Origin of the sequence: Pseudomonas sp. Y5-11, from assembly GCF_022368695.1 — a bacterium.
GTDB lineage: Bacteria > Pseudomonadota > Gammaproteobacteria > Pseudomonadales > Pseudomonadaceae > Aquipseudomonas > Aquipseudomonas parakoreensis.
Map to the genome: position 1 here is coordinate 3,284,356 of NZ_CP058974.1, position 20,291 is coordinate 3,304,646.

At 60.7% G+C, this 20,291-nt stretch carries 19 protein-coding genes and 2 pseudogenes; 11 read left to right on the forward strand and 10 right to left on the reverse strand.

Annotated features, from left to right (window positions below):
• The first annotated feature begins 48 nt into the window (after positions 1-48).
• Positions 49-639, forward strand: coding sequence for an NUDIX domain-containing protein (locus HXW87_RS14625; protein ID WP_095666933.1), 591 nt, complete (start codon positions 49-51; stop codon positions 637-639).
• A 128-nt stretch (positions 640-767) separates the two neighbouring features.
• On the opposite strand, the gene HXW87_RS14630 is transcribed toward HXW87_RS14625, so the two are convergent.
• Complete coding sequence (locus HXW87_RS14630) at positions 768-1,283, reverse strand: methylated-DNA--[protein]-cysteine S-methyltransferase (RefSeq protein ID WP_239776422.1); 516 nt, start codon at positions 1,281-1,283, stop codon at positions 768-770.
• 150 nt (positions 1,284-1,433) lie between these two features.
• On the opposite strand from HXW87_RS14630, the gene ggt reads away from it, so the two are divergent.
• Both ggt and HXW87_RS14640 read left to right on the forward strand, forming a co-directional pair.
• Positions 1,434-3,161, forward strand: a complete 1,728-nt coding sequence (gene ggt / locus HXW87_RS14635; RefSeq protein ID WP_182404288.1) for a gamma-glutamyltransferase — start codon at positions 1,434-1,436, stop codon at positions 3,159-3,161.
• Between the two features lie 66 nt (positions 3,162-3,227).
• Positions 3,228-3,761: a cysteine hydrolase family protein gene (locus tag HXW87_RS14640; protein WP_239776423.1), complete on the forward strand. Its 534-nt coding sequence runs from the start codon at positions 3,228-3,230 to the stop codon at positions 3,759-3,761.
• 285 nt (positions 3,762-4,046) lie between these two features.
• Here HXW87_RS14640 and HXW87_RS14645 read toward each other — a convergent pair whose 3' ends face one another.
• On the reverse strand, positions 4,047-4,688 hold the full coding sequence (locus HXW87_RS14645) for a TetR/AcrR family transcriptional regulator (protein ID WP_239776424.1): 642 nt from the start codon (positions 4,686-4,688) through the stop codon (positions 4,047-4,049).
• Between the two features lie 144 nt (positions 4,689-4,832).
• On the opposite strand from HXW87_RS14645, the gene HXW87_RS14650 reads away from it, so the two are divergent.
• Entirely contained in the window at positions 4,833-5,291 is a 459-nt protein-coding gene (locus HXW87_RS14650; protein WP_182404290.1) for a GNAT family N-acetyltransferase, read from the forward strand.
• 6 nt (positions 5,292-5,297) lie between these two features.
• Here the strand turns inward: HXW87_RS14650 and HXW87_RS14655 are convergent, their stop codons facing one another.
• Positions 5,298-5,600 (reverse strand): hypothetical protein, encoded by a 303-nt coding sequence (locus tag HXW87_RS14655; protein ID WP_182404291.1) that lies wholly within the window; start codon positions 5,598-5,600, stop codon positions 5,298-5,300.
• A gap of 158 nt (positions 5,601-5,758) precedes the next feature.
• Here HXW87_RS14655 and HXW87_RS14660 point away from each other — a divergent pair, with 158 nt between their 5' ends.
• On the forward strand, positions 5,759-7,204 hold the full coding sequence (locus HXW87_RS14660; protein WP_239776425.1) for a SulP family inorganic anion transporter: 1,446 nt from the start codon (positions 5,759-5,761) through the stop codon (positions 7,202-7,204).
• 105 nt (positions 7,205-7,309) lie between these two features.
• On the opposite strand, the gene HXW87_RS14665 is transcribed toward HXW87_RS14660, so the two are convergent.
• A complete protein-coding gene (locus tag HXW87_RS14665) occupies positions 7,310-7,825 on the reverse strand; it encodes a carboxymuconolactone decarboxylase family protein (RefSeq protein WP_182404292.1) in 516 nt (171 codons plus the stop codon).
• Between the two features lie 131 nt (positions 7,826-7,956).
• On the opposite strand from HXW87_RS14665, the gene HXW87_RS14670 reads away from it, so the two are divergent.
• On the forward strand, positions 7,957-8,772 hold the full coding sequence (locus HXW87_RS14670; protein WP_239776426.1) for an AraC family transcriptional regulator: 816 nt from the start codon (positions 7,957-7,959) through the stop codon (positions 8,770-8,772).
• 3 nt (positions 8,773-8,775) lie between these two features.
• On the opposite strand, the gene HXW87_RS14675 is transcribed toward HXW87_RS14670, so the two are convergent.
• A complete protein-coding gene (locus HXW87_RS14675; RefSeq protein WP_095666924.1) occupies positions 8,776-9,669 on the reverse strand; it encodes a DMT family transporter in 894 nt (297 codons plus the stop codon).
• Between the two features lie 90 nt (positions 9,670-9,759).
• Here HXW87_RS14675 and HXW87_RS14680 point away from each other — a divergent pair, with 90 nt between their 5' ends.
• Together HXW87_RS14680 and HXW87_RS14685 are read left to right on the forward strand one after the other, a co-directional pair.
• On the forward strand, positions 9,760-11,091 hold the full coding sequence (locus HXW87_RS14680) for a PLP-dependent aminotransferase family protein (protein WP_047295059.1): 1,332 nt from the start codon (positions 9,760-9,762) through the stop codon (positions 11,089-11,091).
• 64 nt (positions 11,092-11,155) lie between these two features.
• The gene (locus HXW87_RS14685; RefSeq protein ID WP_239776427.1) at positions 11,156-11,551 is read left to right on the forward strand and encodes a cytochrome c family protein; all 396 of its coding nucleotides are present in this window, start codon (positions 11,156-11,158) and stop codon (positions 11,549-11,551) included.
• 312 nt (positions 11,552-11,863) lie between these two features.
• Here the strand turns inward: HXW87_RS14685 and HXW87_RS14690 are convergent, their stop codons facing one another.
• Positions 11,864-14,809 carry a hypothetical protein gene (locus tag HXW87_RS14690; protein WP_239776428.1) on the reverse strand — a complete coding sequence of 982 codons (2,946 nt, stop codon included), beginning with the start codon at positions 14,807-14,809 and terminating at the stop codon, positions 11,864-11,866.
• Positions 14,810-14,990: 181 nt separating this feature from the next.
• Here HXW87_RS14690 and HXW87_RS14695 point away from each other — a divergent pair.
• Positions 14,991-15,335 (forward strand): annotated as a pseudogene (locus tag HXW87_RS14695) (hypothetical protein).
• 932 nt (positions 15,336-16,267) lie between these two features.
• Here the strand turns inward: HXW87_RS14695 and HXW87_RS29605 are convergent.
• Positions 16,268-16,705, reverse strand: a pseudogene (locus HXW87_RS29605) (phage infection protein); the annotation flags it as partial.
• A 124-nt stretch (positions 16,706-16,829) separates the two neighbouring features.
• A complete protein-coding gene (locus tag HXW87_RS14705; RefSeq protein WP_239776430.1) occupies positions 16,830-17,399 on the reverse strand; it encodes a chorismate mutase in 570 nt (189 codons plus the stop codon).
• A 126-nt stretch (positions 17,400-17,525) separates the two neighbouring features.
• Between HXW87_RS14705 and HXW87_RS14710 the strand changes: the two genes are divergently transcribed.
• Positions 17,526-18,884, forward strand: coding sequence for an MATE family efflux transporter (locus HXW87_RS14710; RefSeq protein WP_095666918.1), 1,359 nt, complete (start codon positions 17,526-17,528; stop codon positions 18,882-18,884).
• Positions 18,885-18,982: 98 nt separating this feature from the next.
• Positions 18,983-19,543 (forward strand): YceI family protein, encoded by a 561-nt coding sequence (locus tag HXW87_RS14715; protein WP_047295051.1) that lies wholly within the window; start codon positions 18,983-18,985, stop codon positions 19,541-19,543.
• 15 nt (positions 19,544-19,558) lie between these two features.
• On the opposite strand, the gene HXW87_RS14720 is transcribed toward HXW87_RS14715, so the two are convergent.
• Both HXW87_RS14720 and HXW87_RS14725 read right to left on the reverse strand, forming a co-directional pair.
• Positions 19,559-19,771 carry a hypothetical protein gene (locus HXW87_RS14720; protein WP_239776431.1) on the reverse strand — a complete coding sequence of 71 codons (213 nt, stop codon included), beginning with the start codon at positions 19,769-19,771 and terminating at the stop codon, positions 19,559-19,561.
• A 41-nt stretch (positions 19,772-19,812) separates the two neighbouring features.
• On the reverse strand, positions 19,813-20,136 hold the full coding sequence (locus tag HXW87_RS14725) for a YXWGXW repeat-containing protein (RefSeq protein WP_041074788.1): 324 nt from the start codon (positions 20,134-20,136) through the stop codon (positions 19,813-19,815).
• Positions 20,137-20,291 lie beyond the last annotated feature (155 nt).

Genomic DNA, 20,291 nt, shown 5'->3' on the forward strand with positions numbered 1-20,291 from the left:
GCGATTAATCGACTATGGGCGTTTTCCGATGACAAAGGATCAGGCGTCATGATCAAGACAGCCGAGCGGGTCAACATCGTCGACACTCAGGTGTTGTCCCACGACTGGTACCTGTTGCAGAAGATCACCTTTGACTACCTGCGCAACAACGGCGACTGGCAGCGGCAGACGCGCGAAGTCTACGACCGGGGCAATGGAGCGGCGATCCTGTTGTTCAACCGCGAACAGCGCACGGTGGTGCTGACCCGCCAATTCCGTTTGCCGGTATTCGTCAACGGCCACGACGGCTTGTTGATCGAAGTGGCGGCAGGTCTGCTGGAAGGTGCGGCACCGGAGCAGCGAATCCGTGACGAAGCCGAAGAGGAGACCGGTTACCGCGTTCACGACGTGAAGAAGGTGTTCGAGGCTTACATGAGCCCCGGTTCGGTGACCGAGAAACTGCACTTTTTCATCGCCGAGTACGACGCGAAATCGAAGGTCAGTGAGGGCGGCGGCCTCGAAGAAGAAACCGAAGAACTGGACGTGCTGGAATGGCGCTTCGATGAGGCCTTGGCGGCGTTCCACCGTGGTGAGATCTGCGATGCCAAGACCATCATGCTGTTGCAGTATGCGGCGATGAATAACCTGTTCAACCTCTGAACTTAGCGCAAATCCATTGTGGCGAGGGAGCTTGCTCCCGCCGGGCTGCGCAGCAGCCCCCGGTTTTTGCCAGTGCTGCGCACTGGAGCGGGAGCAAGCTCCCTCGCCACAGATGGGTATTTACAGGGTTAAAACAGGTCGCCTGTTCTACCGACGTCAGACCAGTTACCACCCTCCAACACCAGCAACCGCTCTTTGGCCTCAAGCCCACCCGCAAATCCGGTCAATTTTCCCGATGCGCCAATCACCCGATGGCACGGCGCCACAATCGAAATCGGATTGCGCCCATTCGCCGCTCCCACCGCACGCACGGCTGTCGGGTTTCCGATCTGCTCGGCGATCTGACTGTAGGTACGGGTTTCGCCAAACGGAATGGTCAGCAACGCTGCCCAGACCTTTTTCTGAAAATCGGTGCCGACAAAATCCAGCTCCAGGTCGAAGCGATCACGCTTGCCGGCAAAGTATTCTTCAAGCTGCTGTGCGGTTCGTTGCAACAGCGGATTATCCGGTGCTGCGCTCATCGGACCAAGGCGCACCCGGCCCGGTTTGTCGTTTTCCCAGAGGATGGCCGCCAGTCGTGCGCCGTTCGCAACCAGCTTCAGTTCGCCGACCGGTGAGGGCAGGGTGATGAACGTGTAGGGCATGGGCAGAACTCCGGATCTGCGTGGCGAAGGCGTCCAGCATACTGGCTGATCGGGGAGGCGCAAATTGCAATAGCGACCATACTGCTTGGTGCTTTTGCAGCGTTCCCTTCTGCTCTGCACAGAACCCAAAAACAAAAAAGAGATCGACTCATGAAGTACGAACCTTTGGCCAAAACGCTGATCGCGACTTCACTGGCACTGAGCTGCCTGATGGCCCACGCCGCTTCCGTGGCCCCGGTTGCCGCCGAGAACGGCATGGTGGTCACTGCCCAACACCTGGCCTCCCATGTCGGCGTCGATGTGTTGAAAAGTGGCGGTAACGCGGTGGATGCGGCAGTCGCTGTGGGCTATGCGCTGGCGGTGGTGTATCCCGCGGCAGGCAACCTCGGCGGTGGCGGTTTCATGACCATTCAACTGGCGGACGGGCGCAAGACCTTCCTCGACTTCCGCGAAAAAGCCCCGCTGGCGGCGACCGCCAACATGTACCTGGACAAGGACGGCAACGTCGTCCCGGACCTGAGCACGCGCGGTCACCTCGCCGTGGCAGTGCCCGGCACCGTGTCAGGCATGGAGCTGGCGCTGAGCAAGTACGGGACCAAGCCGCGCAAGGACATGATCGCCCCGGCGATCAAACTGGCGGAAGACGGTTTCGAACTGGAGCAGGGCGACGTCGATTTGCTGGACTACGCCACCGATGTATTCAAGAAGGACATGCGTGATTCCGGCTCGATCTTCCTGCACAACGGCGAGCCAATGCAGGTCGGGCAGAAACTGGTGCAGAAGGATCTGGCGAAAACCCTGCGCACCATTTCGGAAAAAGGCGCTGACGGTTTCTATAAGGGCTGGGTGGCCGACGCCATTGTCACTTCCAGTCAGGCCAACAAGGGCATCATCACCCAGGCCGACCTCGACAAATACAAGACCCGCGAACTGGCCCCGGTGGAGTGCGATTACCGCGGCTACCACGTGGTGTCGGCGCCACCGCCAAGCTCCGGCGGGGTGGTGATCTGCGAGATCATGAACATTCTTGAAGGCTATCCGATGAAGGACCTGGGCTTCCATTCGGCCCAGGGCATGCACTACCAGATCGAAGCGATGCGCCACGCTTATGTGGACCGCAACAGCTATCTGGGCGACCCGGATTTTGTGAAGAACCCGATCGAGCATCTGCTGGACAAGAACTACGCGACCAAGCTGCGCAACGCGATTCAGCCGCAGAAGGCCGGAATCTCCGCCGAACTGAAACCCGGCGTCGCGCCCCATGAAGGCAACAACACCACGCACTATTCGATCGTCGACAAGTGGGGCAACGCGGTGTCGGTCACCTACACCCTCAACGACTGGTTCGGCGCCGGGGTGATGGCGAGCAAGACCGGGGTGATCCTCAACGACGAAATGGACGACTTCACCTCCAAGGTCGGCGTGCCGAACATGTACGGTCTCGTGCAGGGCGAGGCCAATGCCATCGCTCCGGGCAAAACTCCGCTGTCGTCGATGAGCCCGACCATCGTCACCAAGGACGGCAAAGTGGTGATGGTGGTCGGTACGCCGGGTGGCAGCCGCATCATTACGGCGACCTTGCTGACCATGCTCAACGTCATCGACTATGGCATGGGCCTGCAGGAAGCGGTGGACGCGCCACGTTTCCACCAGCAATGGATGCCTGAGGAAACCAATCTCGAAGACTTCGCGGCCAGCCCCGATACGAAGAAGCTCCTCGAGAGCTGGGGCCACAAGTTCGCCGGGCCGCAGGACGCCAATCACATCGCCGCGATCCTGGTCGGCGCACCGTCGCTGGGCGGTAAGCCAGTGGGCAAAAACCGCTTCTACGGTGCCAACGATCCACGACGCAATACCGGATTGTCACTAGGCTACTGACAGGGGTAAAAAGGGGGCGGGCGCTGCTCCGCCCCGGTTTCAACGTTCGATCAAGGAAGGCCCATCATGTCTAGCGCATTGCTGATCATCGACGTCCAACAGGCTCTCTGCTCGGGCCAATATCAGTGCTTCGACATTCGCCGCGTCATCGACACCATCAACCAGCTCAGCACGCGCGCGCGCAAGGCCAGCGTGCCAGTGGTGCTGATTCAGCATGAAGAAAAGGACAGCCCGCTGGCCCATGGTGGCGAAGGCTGGCAACTTGCCGATGGCCTGCTGACAACCGCCAAAGACCTGCGCGTACGCAAAACCACCCCGGATTCGTTCTACCAGACCGAGCTGGGCAAACTGCTGCCCGGCGAAGACTTCGAGCGCCTGATCATCTGCGGCCTGCAAACCGACTATTGCGTCAACGCCACCGTGCGCCAGGCCCATCAGCTGGGGTACGACGTCGTCCTCGTGGCAGACGCTCATTCCACCCTCGACAACGGCAACATGAGCGCCGAAGACATCATCGCCGAACACAACAAGGACCTGGCGCACCTGACGGGGGCCATGGCCCGGGTCGACGTCAAACCTGCCGCCGCGATCATATTCTGAAGCCCGCAAATACTTCTGTTGTTCTTACTGGCCTCATCGCTGGCAAGCCAGCTCCCACAGGTTTGGCATGGTTCGCAAAATCCATGAACAACAGGGATCACTGTGGGAGCTGGCTTGCCAGCGATGGCGGTGAATCGGTCAATGAAGATGCCAGGTGTGCCAACCCAATCGCCAGCAGGCTGGCTCCCACAATGGCCGGTGGTGTGAACAGATTCCCATACTCAGCCCAAATCCCCTGTGGCGAGCGAGCTTGCTCGCGCCGGGCTGCGTAGCAGCTCTCATACCTCACGTCGCAAACAAACCCCCACGAATCTCCCCAGCCCTCGGTGCCACGACGCCCTCCAGCACCATCCGCGTAATCGTCTCCGCCGCCGTCTGATAATCCTCATCCTGCGGCACCAGGCGCCCGGTGATGCAGCCCATTTGCCAGCCAATGTTGGTGTAGGTGCGGGTCGCCGACCAGATGAACAGCATCAGGTGTTCCGGGTCCACCGGCGCCAGCAGGCCGCGTTCGATCCAGCTGCGCAGGCAGTCGACATTGCGCTGGGCTTCGGCGTGCAGCAGGTCGCGGCATTCGTCCGGTAGCTGACGGCCACCGAGCAGCAGCTCGCCGCTGAACACCTTGGCAATCGCCGGGTGCTCGCGGGCGATGCGGATACGCGCGGCGACGTAGGAGCGCAGGCCAATCATGGGGTCGTCGCTTTCGCGCAGCGCCGCCGAGGCTTCCAGCAGCGGTTCGACGAACCCCAGCAAAACCTTGGAATAGAGGTTTTCCTTGGTCTGAAAGTAGTAATACAGGTTGGCCTTGGGCACGCCGGCGCGGGCGGCGATATCACGGGTCTGGGTGGCGTCGAAGCCGTTGGCGGCGAACTCTTCGCTGGCGGCGGCGAGGATCAATTGTTCGTTGCGTACGCGGATGGCACTCATGGGAACACGATGTAAATGGGTGGCATGGGCAGGTACTGAAAAATTCGGTTTCGCAATATACAAAACTATATAGCGATGAGGCCAGCTCACTCGTTCGAGAGCGCTATGCTGGTTCGATAATCAATAAAATCGGCGGGAGGGAACATGGTCATCAAGGCACTGCGCGCTACGGCGACTCATTTGGAGGCTGTGGCAAAACTGTTCGACGCCTATCGTGGCTTTTATCAGCAACCTTCGAACCTGACGCAATCGCGCGCCTTCATCGCTGAGCGCATGGCTGGCGAAGAATCGGCGATTTTCCTCGCGCAGGATGAACAGGGCGATGCGCTCGGCTTTGTGCAGTTATACCCGACGTTTTCCTCGATCGACGCTCACCGCACCTGGCTGCTCAGTGATTTGTTCACCACGCCCGCAGCCCGTGGTCACGGTGTCGGGCGATTGCTGATGAATACGGCCCGCGACTTTGCCTTGCAGACTGGCGCCAAAGGTCTGGTGCTGGAAACCGCCACCGACAACTTGATAGCGCAGGGTTTGTACGAGTCGCTGGGTTATGTGCGTGATACCGGCTATTACACTTATATGCTCGATCTGCGTCAGGGTTGATCGAGTTCAACGCGGTCGCGCCAGCAACCGCTCGATCTGCGCCAGCTCCCAGGTACTCAGCAGGTCGACTGGATTGGTGCCGTAACGCTGCCACGTTGCCAATGTCCCCTCGCGGCCATCCGGGGCGCGGGCCTGTTCACAGTGGTGCAAGCGTCCGCCTTCAAAGTCCAGCAGCAACTGCCAGCCTTCGATATCGACCGCAACCAGTCCGGCATCACCGGGTCTCTCGGATCTGTTGAACATCAGCACACCCAGCGCAGCCTCGCGCAAGCGCTGGCAAACGTCGCGGGCGGTCAGCCATGCAGTCATGGTCATACTCGGAGGAGGCACAAGCGCGTCAGGATAAATCGCACGGCTAACGGTGTCAGCGATCGCTGGCCCGATTCCGAACTATTCCGTAACATCCGCACCCCTCATTTTCGTGAACATCAGCGGCCGCGCTCGTCGGCCGCTCAGTCAGGTAAGCCATGAAACCAAAACGTCTGCGCGCCGATGTCCTGGCCGGACTCACCACCTCGTTTGCCTTGTTGCCCGAATGCATTGCGTTCGCGCTGGTGGCGCATCTCAATCCACTGATGGGCCTGTACGGCGCCTTTTTCATTTGCACGTTGACCGCATTGTTCGGCGGCCGGCCGGGAATGGTCTCCGGGGCGGCGGGTTCGATGGCGGTGGTGATCGTCGCGCTGGTGGTGCAGCACGGCGTGCAATACCTGTTGGCGACCGTGTTGCTCGGTGGCCTGATCATGATGGCGTTCGGCTTGTTGCGCCTGGGCAAACTGGTGCGCATGGTGCCGCATCCGGTGATGCTCGGTTTCGTCAATGGCCTGGCGATCATCATTGCCCTGGCGCAACTGGAGCATTTCAAGAGCGGTGAACACTGGCTCAGCGGCACGCCGCTGTACCTGATGACCGGGCTGGTGCTGCTGACCATGGCCATTGTCTATATTCTGCCACGCCTGACCCGCGCGGTGCCGCCGGCACTGGTGGCGATCCTCGGTGTGGGCCTGCTGGTCTACCTGTTCGGCCTGCCGACGCGCACCCTCGGCGACATGGCGCACATCGCCGGCGGTCTGCCGACTTTCGCCTTGCCGGACATCCCATGGAGCCTGGAGACCCTGCGCATCATCGCCCCGTACGCGATTCTGATGGCGCTGGTCGGTCTGCTGGAAACCTTGCTGACCCTGAACCTCACCGATGAAATCACCGAAACCCGTGGCTACCCGGATCGCGAATGTGTCGCGCTGGGGGCGGCGAATATGGTCTCGGGCGCGTTCGGTGGCATGGGCGGTTGCGCGATGATCGGCCAGACCGTGATCAACCTCAGCTCCGGCGGCCGTGGGCGTTTGTCCGGGGTGGTCGCGGGTGTGTTGATTCTGCTGTTCATCCTGTTTCTGTCGCCGCTGATCGAGCGTATTCCGCTGGCGGCGCTGGTGGGCGTGATGTTCGTGGTGTCACAGCAGACTTTCGCCTGGGCCTCGTTGCGGGTGTTGAACAAAGTGCCGCTCAACGATGTGCTGGTGATCATCGCCGTGACCAGCATCACCGTGTTCACCGATCTGGCCACTGCCGTGCTCTGCGGGATCATCATCGCCGCGCTGAATTTCGCCTGGCAGCAGGCCCGCGAGCTGTACGCCGATGAACATCTGGAAGCCGACGGCAGCAAACTCTATCGCCTGCACGGCACACTGTTTTTCGCCTCGACCACGCCGTTTCTCAACCAGTTCGACCCGGCCAATGACCCGGCCCGGGTGACGCTGGATTGCCGGCATTTGAGCTTCGTTGACTATTCGGCGATTGCCGCGCTGAAGACCTTGCGCGAGCGTTACGCCAAGGCCGGCAAGGAATTGCAGGTGTTTCATCTGTCCGAGCGCTGCAAGAAACTGCTCAAACGCGCGGGCGTCGAACATCATTGATCAATTGTGAGAGCGGGCTTGCTCGCGAAAGCGCAGTGTCATTCAACACACTGGTTGATTGATTCAGCGCCTTCGCGAGCAAGCCCGCTCTCGTTTTTTTCGCATTCAATCAATGGCCGGGAAGTCGATGTCGGTCAAGGCCGCGTTGTTCAGGTAGTTGGTCAGCGACTGCACAGCCACCAAGGCAATCACTTCGATAATCTTGCTGTCGTCAATGCCGGCAGCGCGGGCGGCGGCGATCTGCTCGTCGCTCAAGTGGCCGCGGCTTTGCGTCAACTGTTGGGCGAGAGCGGCATAGGCATTCAATTCACCGTGACGCGCGGCACTGATGTCCTGCGCCGAGAGCCCGGCCTTGCTGGCAAACAGGCTGTGCGCGGCCAGGCAATAATCGCAGCCGTTGATCTGTGATGTGGCGAGATACACCGCTTCTTTTTCCTTGGCGCTCAACGAAGTCTTGCCGAGGATCGCCGAAGCTTGCACGTAGGCTTCCAGGGCCACCGGGGCTTTGGCCAGCGTGGTAAAGACATTGGGCAGGAAGCCGATTTTTTTCTTCACGCCTTCCAGGGTCGGGCGGCTGGCGTCGGTGGCGTTTTCAAGGCTGATTGCAGGGATGCGGCTCATGGTGATTCTCCAGAAGTCCGGTGCGAAGTGCGCCGGGGATGGAGGCCATGTTATGGCGCACGGCTGGCGCTTTGGCCGCAGATCGTCGAGGATATGCAACAGATCGTCCAGATATGCATCGGGAGTCGCCCATGGATCGTCTTTCAACGCTGCTCAGCCATTTCGGTGTGAGTGCCGGCACCTTTCACAGTGGCACGTTTTGCGGCGTCGGCCTGCATGAGGGCGAACCGGTCGGGCATGTGCATCTATTACAGGCCGGCGAGTTGTTGCTGAAAGCGGGCAATCAACGTGAGGTTCGTATTGTCGAACCTTCACTGATTTTCTTCCCGCGACCCTGCACTCATCGGATGTCCGCCGATGAGGCCATGGGCGCACAGCTGGTCTGCGCCACGCTGACGTTTGACGGAGGTTCCGGCAATGCGCTGGCGGCGGCACTGCCGGATTATCTGCTGCTCAAACTCAGCGAAATCCCGGAGTTGGGCAACACGCTGGAATGGCTGTTCAGAGAAGCCTTTGAAGGTCATTGCGGGCGCGTGGCGGTGATGGATCGTTTGTTTGAATTGCTGGTGATCCTGCTGTTGCGCCACCTCATCAGCAGCCGTGTCCAGCCACCCGGCCTGATGGCCGGGCTCGCGGATCCGCGCTTGTCTCGCGCCTTGACCCTGATGCATGAGCAACCGGCCAGACCCTGGCGTGTGGCGGACCTGGCGACTGCCGCCCATCTGTCCAGAGCCGGATTCGCCGAGCAGTTCCACCGCGTCGTCGGGCAGTCGCCAGCTGACTATCTGCTGAGCTGGCGGATCAGTCTGGTGCAGAAGCGTCTGCGCGAGGGACGGGCGATTGCGCTGATCGCGCAAGAGGTCGGTTATGAAAGTCCTTCGGCACTGGCTCGAGCGTTTCGCCGCAAGACCGGGCTCAGCCCGCGGGAGTGGAAGGCTGGCGTCTGAGGATTATCGGGCGAATTTCTTTGCCCCGGCCACACACAGAATCACTCCCAGCGTCACCGCCAGCATCCCCAGGCTGACCTGTTCATGCAGCAACGTCGCCGCCAGCGCCAGACCGAAAAACGGCTGCAGCAATTGCAGTTGTCCCACTGCCGCAATCCCGCCCTGGGCCAGGCCGCGATACCAGAACACGAACCCGATCAGCATGCTGAACAGCGCCACATACGCCAGGCACAGCCAGGCCGACAGGCTGATGTGACTGAACGAGGCGGGGGCCAGCCACAGGCTGAGCAACGCCATCACCGGTAGCGACAACACCAACGCCCAGCAGATCACCTGCCAGCCGCCGAGCACGCGCGACAGTTTGGCGCCTTCGGCGTAACCCAGACCACAGGCCAGAATCGCCGCGAGCATCAGCAGATCACCGGTGGGCGAGGCGGTCAGCCCCTGTGACAAGGCGAAGCCAACGACCAAGACACTGCCGAGAATCGAGAACACCCAGAACACCGGTCGCGGATGCTCGCCGCCACGCAGCACGCCAAAAATCGCCGTCGCCAGGGGCAGCAATCCCACAAACACAATCGAATGCGCCGACGTCACGTGTTGCAGCGCCAATGCCGTCAGCAAGGGGAAACCCAGCACCACGCCCAACGCCACAATCAACAACGGCCACCACTGATCCCGTGCCGGACGCCGTTCGCGAAACAGCCACAACAGCGCTGCTGCCAACACGCCGGCAATGGCCGCGCGGGCCACGGTAAGAAACACCGGATCAAATTCCAGTACCGCCAGGCGCGTGGCCGGTAACGATCCGCTGAAGATCACCACGCCGATAAAACCGTTGATCCAGCCGCTGGTTTTTTCCAGGGCCGGGTTAACCGGGTTCGAAGTCCGTTCCATACAGGGTCACGCTCAAAGGTAGGGTTGCTTTCGAGTGATCCTGAAGCCGAGAATCAGCACAATCAAATAATTGTCATGGATACATCCGCTATGCCGCGCTCACGCTACAAGACCCTCGTTGACGCTTATGCAGCGGATATTCGTTGCGGGCATCTGGCACCGGGAACGCGCCTGCCGACCCACCGCGAACTGGCAGCCCGTGAAGGCCTGGCACTGGTCACCGCATCGCGGGTGTACGCCGAACTTGAGGCCATGGGGCTGGTCAGCGGCGAGACCGGGCGCGGGACGTTTGTCCGTGAAACCTCTTTGTCGCCGGGGCAGGGGATCGATCAGAAGGACGTGGCAGTCGGCATGATCGATCTCAACTTCAATTACCCGTCTCTGCCCGGTCAGGCCGATCTGTTGCGCACGGCGTTACGTCAATTGGCGCTGTCGGGCGATCTGGAAGCCTTGCTGCGCTATCAACCCCACGCCGGACGACAGCATGAGCGTGCCTCGGTGGCGCGGCATCTGCAGGATCGCGGGGTGCAGGCCGATGCCGGGCAAGTGCTGATCGTCAACGGCGCCCAGCAAGGGTTGGCAGTGACACTGATGGCCTTGCTCAAACCCGGTGATGTGATTGCGGCGGATGCGCTGACCTATTCCGGCTTCAAGGTGCTGGCCGAAGCGCTGCATCTGGAAGTGGTGGCCATCCCGGCCGGTGACCACGGACCTGACCTGACGGCGCTCGACAAGCTGTGCCGCAGCCGTTCGGTACGCGCCGTGTACAGCATGCCGACGCTGCACAATCCGTTGGGTTGGGTGACGCCGATCGAACAGCGCGAGCAATTGGTCGCACTTGCCCGGCGGCATGATCTGATTCTCATCGAAGACGCGGCCTACGCCTTTCTGGTGGATAACCCACCGCGTACCCTGATTGATCTGGCGCCGGAGCGCACGGTGTACGTCTCGGGACTTTCCAAGAATATCGCCACCGGCCTGCGCGTCGGTTTTATTGCCGCCCCCCTGCGCAACGTGCCGGCGCTGGAACGCATCATCCGCGCCACCACCTGGAACACCCCCGGCGTGATGACCGCGATGGCTTGCGGCTGGCTCGACGACGGCACCGTCACCCTGCTGGAGCAACAAAAACGCGACGATGCCAAGGCCCGGCAAGCGCTGGCCGCCGAGTTGTTGCAAGGGCTGACGTGCATCGGTCATCCGTCGTCTTACTTTTTGTGGTTGCCGTTGCCGGAAGACGTGCGTGCCGATCAGATTGTGGTGGAGTTGGTGCACCAGCAGATTTCGGTCACCACGGCCGAACCGTTCGCCGTGTCGGCACATGTGCCGCATGCGATCCGGTTGGCGTTGGGGTCGGTGTCCATGGACGTCCTGCGCCAGGCATTGATTACCGTCAGAAAAGTCATCGGCGCTTATCTGTAAAAAGCTTCCTCGGCACAAAGTGATAGCCTTGCCTCAATTGCATCAGACCGTTCTGGATCACCCGATGAAAAACATCGCTGCATTGCTTGTTGTATTGACCACGACCGCCGTTTCGTTCAGCTCGACCACCCACGCCGCAGGCGATCCCGCCGCCGGCGAAAAGATCTTCCCGCGCCTGTGCGGCGGCTGCCATCAGGTTGGCCCGGACGCGCGCCCCGGCTTCGGCCCGCAACTCAACGGCATCATTGGCCGACCGGCCGGGACGTCGGCCAATTACGTGTATTCCGAGGCGATGAAAAACTCCGGCAAGACCTGGGATCGCGACACGCTGACCGCGTATCTGAAAGACCCGAAGGGCGTGGTGCCCGGGACGCGGATGATTTTCTGGGGCCTGAGCGACGAAGAGAAGATCGATAATCTGCTGGCGTACCTGCAAAGCTTTTCAGCAGAAAAACAATAGAGCCCGTCGGCCTGCCCCGGGCGCACGGCCGATGAGCTTCATGGGTGCGGGTTCAGGTCAGGAAGTTGTGGCGCCGAGCAGTTCAAGCCTGCCCAGCGCCAGTTCCACCAGCGCAAGGTGTTACGGGCTGCAGGAATGAACGTTAAACACATATAAGCGATCAATCCCCAAAAGCAAAAAATCGCAGCCTGCGGCATCTCCTGCAGAGGTATCGGTATCCCCCTGCAGGAGCCGCCGCAGGCGGCGATCTTTTAGTGTCCGAACCAGGCGCCAAAATAATAAGCCCGTCCCCTTATGACTCTGGCGAACTGTTCACAGCCGTCGTACGTGGATGGCATCCAGGATAAAGTCCTTGCCGCCTCGGGCTCCGCCGTAGCCTCCGCGATCCTCGTGATTAAGCATGTAAATCGTATAGGCACCACTGACGGGTACTCGAAAATTGGCCACCTGCTGAAAAAAGGTGCCCGTTCTCGGTACCGTGAATGCGCCAAGAATCGGCATTCCGCTGGAGGTGCTGACGCTGATCACCGGTGGAACGTTGTCAGGTTGCGGACTGACATTGGCTACGTAGTAGCTGAACTGGTAGGTTCTCGCGGCCTTGAATTGGAATGTCTGGCTTAGCATGACTCCTGAGTTTCCCCCAGCGTCATAGGTCAGGTTTTCGTAGTGATCACTGAGAATTCTTGCAGTTCTTGAGGCCGGTCCTAATGCCCAGTTCCCGGCATTACCATTGAAATCGGTGATGGAGTCGCGCCAGGTGTCGGCAAGAATATTCAGATCAAGGCTTGGCGACCGCAGTGGCTGATTCTGCTCACTGGAGGACGAGACCAGATAGGTGATTGCCACTGTCCGGGCGGCATTGGCAATGAATGTTGATCGGGGAACCAGAAAAATCAGGGGCTTGATGGTATCGACATTCGTGGATGCAGTCGTGTAATGACCTCCCGCGCCGGCCAACTCGACCTTGACGGACTGCCCGGGGGACATTCCGGTATAGATCGGAACTTCGATACGTGCACCGCTATCGGCAATATCATCGAAATTGAGGGTTGCACCGGGTAAGTCGAGCAATTTTGGTGCGGTCAGAGAGAGTGATTTGATCAGGTATGTTCGCACCGGGAACAATATTGCTGTGGCAAAGTCTGCTTCGCCGGCCAGATTCACCCAAAAGCTGATTTTCAGTTCACTGTCGTGCTTCAGGGATTTGAGCCACTCCAGCGGGAGTGCTCGGTTCAGGCCGGAAGTACCAGTATGAGGCTCATTCACCAGATCATTGTAGGGTTCGGCGGGACCCGTCCTGGTTACTCCGTCATAGCGAAGCCACAGGCGCTGTCCGTTTGCCTCGCCGGGCCAGGTAGTGACGGTCAGGCGATCACTGGTCTGTAACTTATTGATGTCGAGCTCCGCACCCTGGCGAATTTGTGGTGTCGGCAGCCGTGAGTCTTGCGGGGGGATCGCTTGAATTTTCAATGCCAGCGGCAACGACTTGCCCGCTTGTCCTCCATTACGGTTGAGGTTCCAGCGCATCTCGATTGTTCTGCCCTGGCGCACCGCGAGAAAAGCCTGGGTCAATACCGTATTTACCCGCTTGTTGCTGTTGAACTCCGCCAGAGGAAAGGCGGGTGATCCTGCAGGCGGCTTGACCTCTACCAATCGCGCCCGGTCATCCTTGATTGCACCGACGTATTCGATACGTACTGTCACCCCGTCCGGATAAGCCAGCACATCAATCGGCGTGAGCGCCGGTTTGACCAGTGTCGGCGGGTCCAGCGGCACCACGGCCTGTTCGCTGATGCGCAATTGCAGCAACTCGGAAAACACCCGCGTCTGCCCGGGATTGGCCACGGTGCATTGCACCACCAGCGGGGTGTCCGGGAAGGGGGCGATGTATTTGGCCGGCACCTTGAAGATGACCGGTTGGGACGGGTCGCTGACGATCAGGCGGAAAACGTACAGCGCTGCGACGCCGTCCTTGTCGGTGGTCTGCCAATGGGCTTCGACGGTGGCCCCGGTCTGCAGCGGCCAATATTCGGCGAGCTGTACGGTGGCTTCGGCGGTGTCCACCGGCAGTTTGCCGTCCACCAGCGGTGCGACGAGCGGCAGGCCAAGCGGTTGGGTCACGCCGCTGACGGTGACGTCCGCCGGTTTGGAAAATTGACTCTTGCCGGCCCGAATCAACTGATAGGACGCGTGCAGGGCCCCGCCGATCAGGTTGCGGATTTTTTCATTCTCGACCGGAAAATCGACGGTGCGCGTGGCGGCGCTCAGGATCCGGTTGTAGGTGTGGTTTACGGTTTCGCCGCCCTGAGTGACGCCTTGCAGGGTCAGTTCGATGCGGTCATTGGCGGCAAATACGCCGGTGACGAGGATACCGGCAGTGCCACCGTCCAGTTGATCGTGATGCAGGATGTTGTCGATGTCCGCCTGTTCGAAGATCGGTGCGGCCAACAGCACAATGCCCGGTTTGAACGGCAGCACCAGCGAGTCCGACCAGCCGCTGGCATTTTCCACCACATCGAACACTTCCCAGCGCACCATCAGAGTGTTGGTGGGAGCGAGGGTGGCCAGTTGATCCGGGGTCAGTTCGAACATCACATCGCCCAACGCGGTAACCGTGGTTTCCAGCAGCAGCGAGCCGAAGGCCAGGACCACTACATCACCGATGTGCTGGTTGAAATACTGCATGACGGTTACGAACATTCCGTCATCGATCACCGTCTGATCGACGAAACCCTCGGAAGCCACGGGCAATTTCAGGCCCTGGTTGAAGGGTTTGCCACCATCGGTATCGGCCTCGCCTGGCGCGGGGTATTTGTAGAGCAGCGGTATGTGCGGGGACTCTTCGGTATTTTTGCTGAAGCGCTTGACTTCGAACCACAAGTCCTTGCTCTGGATTTGCAGCGGCAGAAAGCGGGACTGCATGTCGGCAGCCGAAATGTGGAACGGGATGTTCTTGGCGTTGCCTTGGTCATCGAAGTGCGCAGCGGTAACCGAAAATTGCGCGACCGGTGATCGCGTGTTTTCGATAAACACTCTGATATCGTCGCCTACGGCCATCTCGATATAGGCCAGGATATACACCAGCAGACCGTCGCGGTCGCCCTGCACCATGTGGATGTTGATCCCCAGCGCCCCGTCCTTCTGCGGCTTGAAACCCACCGGATACGGCGGGTACACGGCCAGAACGCCGATACCGCGATCCGGTGGAAAGACAGTGATCTGCTGACTGGAAGCATTGCTCGTCAATTGGCTGGTCATGGGCGCGTCACCTGTTCAATATGGCTGGGTGCTGAGGGAGTGGCCCGAGGGATTAAAGCGCTGGCGGAGGCTGGCTGCCTACTATCAGATCTGACAGGTGAGGGCGGGTTTGCGACGAATGGCAGGCCTGGATTTCCCAAAGCAAAAGATCTCAGCCTGCGGCAGCCCTCTGGCTCGCCGAATGGAACGATCAGCAGCCCGCGCTCGATTGACTCTGCCGCCAGGGTCATGTCGGGTTCTGGCGGGTTGCACCGGCACCCCGATGAACATCAAACAATACGACAGCAGCCAATACACCGTGATTGGTCACAGCGAAGCCACGGCCACCGGCCTGCTGCTGTTCGGCGTGATCCCGATTCAACAGAACCGCCGCTTCGTTCGTGCGCAGACAGCGGCGATCAAGGCCAAGGGCGGTGACGCCATGATCAACACCCAGGTTCAGGAAAACTGATTCTGGGCGTGGGTGCTGACCGGTTACACCACCAGAATTTCCGGTGATGTGGTCAAGCTGAAAAATGCTCAATAAGCAGCGGTTGAACGCAAAAGCCCGGCTGATCAGGCCGGGCTTTTTCATGGCTTGTGCGAAGAGACATCAACTCAAGCAACGCGACGCTCGATCAGGCGATCCGCGCCACCTTCGGCAACACGACGTTCCAGCAAGCGATCCGCGCCACCTTCGGCAACGCGACGTTCCAGCAAGCGATCCGAACCACCTTCTGCAACGCGACGCTCGATCAGGCGATCCGCGCCACCTTCGGCAACGCGACGTTCCAGCAAGCGATCCGAACCACCTTCTGCAACGCGACGCTCGATCAGGCGATCCGCGCCACCTTCGGCAACGCGACGTTCCAGCAAGCGATCCGAACCACCTTCTGCAACGCGACGCTCGATCAGGCGATCCGCGCCACCTTCGGCAACGCGACGTTCCAGCAAGCGATCCGAACCACCTTCTGCAACGCGACGCTCGATCAGGCGATCCGCGCCACCTTCGGCAACGCGACGTTCCAGCAAGCGATCCGAACCACCTTCTGCAACGCGACGCTCGATCAGGCGATCCGCGCCACCTTCGGCAACGCGACGTTCCAGCAAGCGATCCGAACCACCTTCTGCAACGCGACGCTCGATCAGGCGATCCGCGCCACCTTCGGCAACGCGACGTTCCAGCAAGCGATCCGAACCACCTTCTGCAACGCGACGCTCGATCAGGCGATCCGCGCCACCTTCGGCAACGCGACGTTCCAGCAAGCGATCCGAACCACCTTCTGCAACGCGACGCTCGATCAGGCGATCCGCGCCACCTTCGGCAACGCGACGTTCCAGCAAGCGATCCGAACCACCTTCTGCAACGCGACGCTCGATCAGGCGATCCGCGCCACCTTCGGCAACGCGACGTTCCAGCAAGCGATCCGAACCACCTTCTGCAACGCGACGCTCGATCAGGCGATCCGCGCCACCTTCGGCAACGCGACGTTCCAGCAAGCGATCCGAACCACCTTCTGCAACGCGACGCTCGATCAGGCGATCCGCGCCACCTTCGGCAACGCGACGTTCCAGCAAGCGATCCGAACCACCTTCTGCAACGCGACGCTCCAGCAAACGATCCGAACCACCTTCTGCAACGCGACGCTCGATCAGGCGATCCGCGCCACCTTCGGCAACGCGACGTTCCAGCAAACGATCCGAACCACCTTCTGCAACGCGACGCTCGATCAGGCGATCCGCGCCACCTTCAGCGACACGACGTTCCAGCAAACGATCAGAGCCACCTTCAGCCAGACGGCTTTCAATCAACTTGTCCGAGCCGCCTTCAGCGACCATTTGGTGAACAGGGGCTGCTGCAAAAGCGTTAACAGCGAGTACCGAAAAAGCGATGCCGAGGATGGTTTGGCGTTTCATGATCGTGTGCTCCGGGGTGTATTGGGTTGGTATGGAGCTGATGTTACGCCGCGGATTTTTTATGAGAACTTCATTGACGTGATGGTGACTATCGACGCCAGCGATGTATGCCGGAACCCCTGATTTAAAGCTTCGGCGCCCGAATGCACAGCTCCCCGGTGGCACGGGTCAGGGCCAGTTCATGCAGTGCGTCGTGGGTCAGATCCTGCCGAGCCTTGGCCAGCAACGCCTGGCAATTCGGCTCGCGGCGGTGCGGCGCGAAGTTGGCGTACTGGCGCAGCAGGCGGGTTTGCAACTCGTCCAGACGCGGACGAATCTGCTTCGCCAGATCCGGTCGCGGGGTGTCCGGCGCCGCCCCGGCCGCTTGCCATTGTGCGAGCAATCCGTACTGCACCAGTTTGTTCGCCTCCATCTGTGCGGCGATCAACTGAGCCACGTCTTCGGGGTCGAGCTGGTGTTCGGTCGCCAAAGTGCGGGCATTGGCGATGACCTGGGCTTCGCGCGGGCTGTCCTGAATCGGCTTGCCGCTGTCCCATTTGGTCAGCGCCACCAGATCGCCGATGTTCAGGCGTTCATTCAAGGTTGCCAGCAAGGGGCGCAACGATTCGATGGGGGCGGTGGCTTCGGCGGCGCCAGCCATGTGGCTGAAAACGACCAGCAGGGAACAGGTCAGGGCATTTCGCAACGGGGTCATGAGCAGATGCGTTCCACGGAAAATAGTGCCGCCATTTAAGCCTTGAGCCGACCCGATGTCGACCGACTTTAACCCGCGCATCTAGCGTAATATCCACCGCATCTCCCACCCCGAGACGGACCCTCAATGCAAACCCCCGCCACCAGCAAACCCCTCTGGCAAACCTACCTGCTGTTCCTCGCACCGATGGTGTTGTCCAACTTTTTGCAATCGATGTCGGGCACGGTCAACAGCATCTACATCGGGCAGATGCTCGGTACGCAGGCGCTGGCGGCGGTATCGGGGATGTTTCCGATCGTCTTTTTCTTCATCGCACTGGTGATCGGGTTGGGTGCCGGTGCCGGGGTGTTGATCGGGCAGGCGTGGGGCGCGCGTGAGGCGCACATGGTCAAGGCGATCGCCGGGGCAACCTTGTTGCTGGGCGTGTTGATCGGTTTGCTGGCGGCGGTGCTGGGCAGTGTGTTCGCACGTCAGGCCTTGCAGGGGCTGGGGACCCCGGCGGATGTGCTGGACGACGCGGTGGCGTATGCCCGAGTGATGATGTGGACCTTGCCTTTTGTGCTGGTGTACGTGCTGTTCACTCAGTTGTTGCGCGGGGTGAGCGACACGTTGTCGCCGATGCTGGCGCTGTTGCTGTCAACCGTCGTCGGTCTGGCACTGACTCCGGCGTTCATTCGCGGGTGGCTGGGTCTGCCGCAACTGGGGATTCAGAGTGCGGCGTTCGCCGGTCTGGCCGGTACGCTGACGGCGATGGCGTGGCTGGCCTGGAGTCTGATTCGCAAGGGACACCCGCTGGCACCGGACCGCGAGTTCTTCGGCGCGCTGCGGCTGGACGGGGCGATTCTGGGCAAAGTGCTGCGCATCGGCCTGCCGACCGGGGTGCAGATGATCGTGCTGTCGTTGTCGGAGCTGGTGATTCTGACGCTGGTCAACCAGCACGGCTCGCAGGCGACGGCGGCCTATGGCGCGGTGACGCAGATCGTCAACTACGTGCAGTTCCCGGCGCTGTCGATTGCCATCACCGCCTCGATCCTTGGCGCCCAGGCCATCGGTGCCGGGCACCTGCAGCGCCTGGCCGCGATCCTGCGCACCGGGCTGCTGATCAACGTGTGCCTGACCGGTGGCCTGATTGTGCTCGGCTACCTGTTGTCGCACTGGCTGCTGGGGTTGTTCCTGACCGAAGACTCGACCCGGGCCATGGCCGAGCACTTGCTGCATATCATGTTGTGGAGCCTGCTGGTGTTCGGTTTCCAGGCGATCATCGGCGGCATCATGCGTGCCAGCGGCACGGTGCTGGTGCCGGTGGCAATCGCCATTGTCTGCGTGGTCGGCGTGCAGCTGCCGGCGGCTTACTGGCTGGACGGGCAGTACGGTTTGCAAGGGGTGTGGATGGCGTTTCCGGTGGCCTATCTGGGCATGCTGGTATTGCAGACCCTGTATTACAAACTGGTCTGGCAGCATCAGAAGATCGAGCGGCTGGTCTGAGCCTGAGCCACACCGGCGGACAGATGACATGGCACAACTGCCGGTTGTTTGCTTAAGTCAATCGAGGCCTCGAAGGTTTGCCCTGTCCGGAGAATCCCATGCGTGTCCGATTCACCGCTGCGGCACTGTTTACCGGCCTGTGCGTCATGGCCTGCGCGCAGGCCGCTGAATACAATCGCGTCAACACTACCGCCAGCAAGATCAGCTTCATTTACAAGCAATTCGGCGACCAGGTCTATGGCACCTTCGACAAGTTCGACGCGACGCTGCAGTTCGACAGCGACAACCTCGCCAACGCCCACACTACGTTGCACATCGACCTGGCCAGCATCAATGCCGGCAGCGACAACGCCAATACCGAGCTGGTGAAACCGGCGTGGTTCGACACCCAGCGCTTTCCCGAAGCGGTGTTCGTATCCAGCCGTTTTACCCGCGTGGCGAACAACCGCTATCTGGTCGCCGGTCTGCTTACCGTCAAAGGCATTACCCGCGAGGTGCAAGTGCCGGTCGAGCTGAAGCCGGACAGCGCGATCGGCATTTTCGACGGCGAGCTGGTGCTCAAACGCAGCGAATTCGGGCTCGGAGCGGGGGAGTGGGCGGATACCGTCGTGTCCAATGACATTGCCATTTCCTTCAAGGTGGTGGCGCCACAGCAGTGACGCCAGCCTTTCAGGTCAGTAGGCGCGCCAGTGCCCTGGTACCCAGCGCCATTCATGGCCGCCCCAGCGGTAATGACCGGCGATCCAGTGATAGCCCGGCGCAGGCATTACCGGCACCACTTCCACGGGCGGCGGTGGCCGGTGCGGACGGGCCGGTTCGACGACGCAACCGGACAGGGTGATCGCCACCAGTGCGGCGGCGAGCAAGGCTTTAACGCTTCTGGACATGGGTTGTTCCTTATAGAAGAAGAGTGCAGGTCGACGGCCAATCAGCGCACCCAGCGCCCTTCAACCCAGAACCAGTTCGGCCCGCGTGCCTGCCAGTGCCCCGGTCGCCAGTGCGCACCATGACGCACCGGTTGCCAATGGCCGGGCATCCACACGTAACCGCGTCCTTCCCAGCGCCAGTGGCCCTGATCCCAGACATACCCGGGACGCGCGCCGGGCATCACTTCCATGCGCATCGGCGGTGGGGCTTGCTGGACGATCACCACCTGCTGGGCAAACGCTGGCGCACTGGCCAGCGCCGCCAGCGTCATCGGCACCAGCAGCAGGGTCTTTCGCCATTTGAACAGTGAACGCAACACGCTCATGACAACTCCTCAAGGCCTGCGTGAAAAAAGTGAACGCAGCTGAAGAATTGGACGCCAAATCGGCGAAAAATCCGCTTCACGGAGGATGAAATTTTCTTCAGGTCAACCATCACCGTCCCTGTAGGAGCTGCCGCAGGCTGCGATCTTTTGATCTT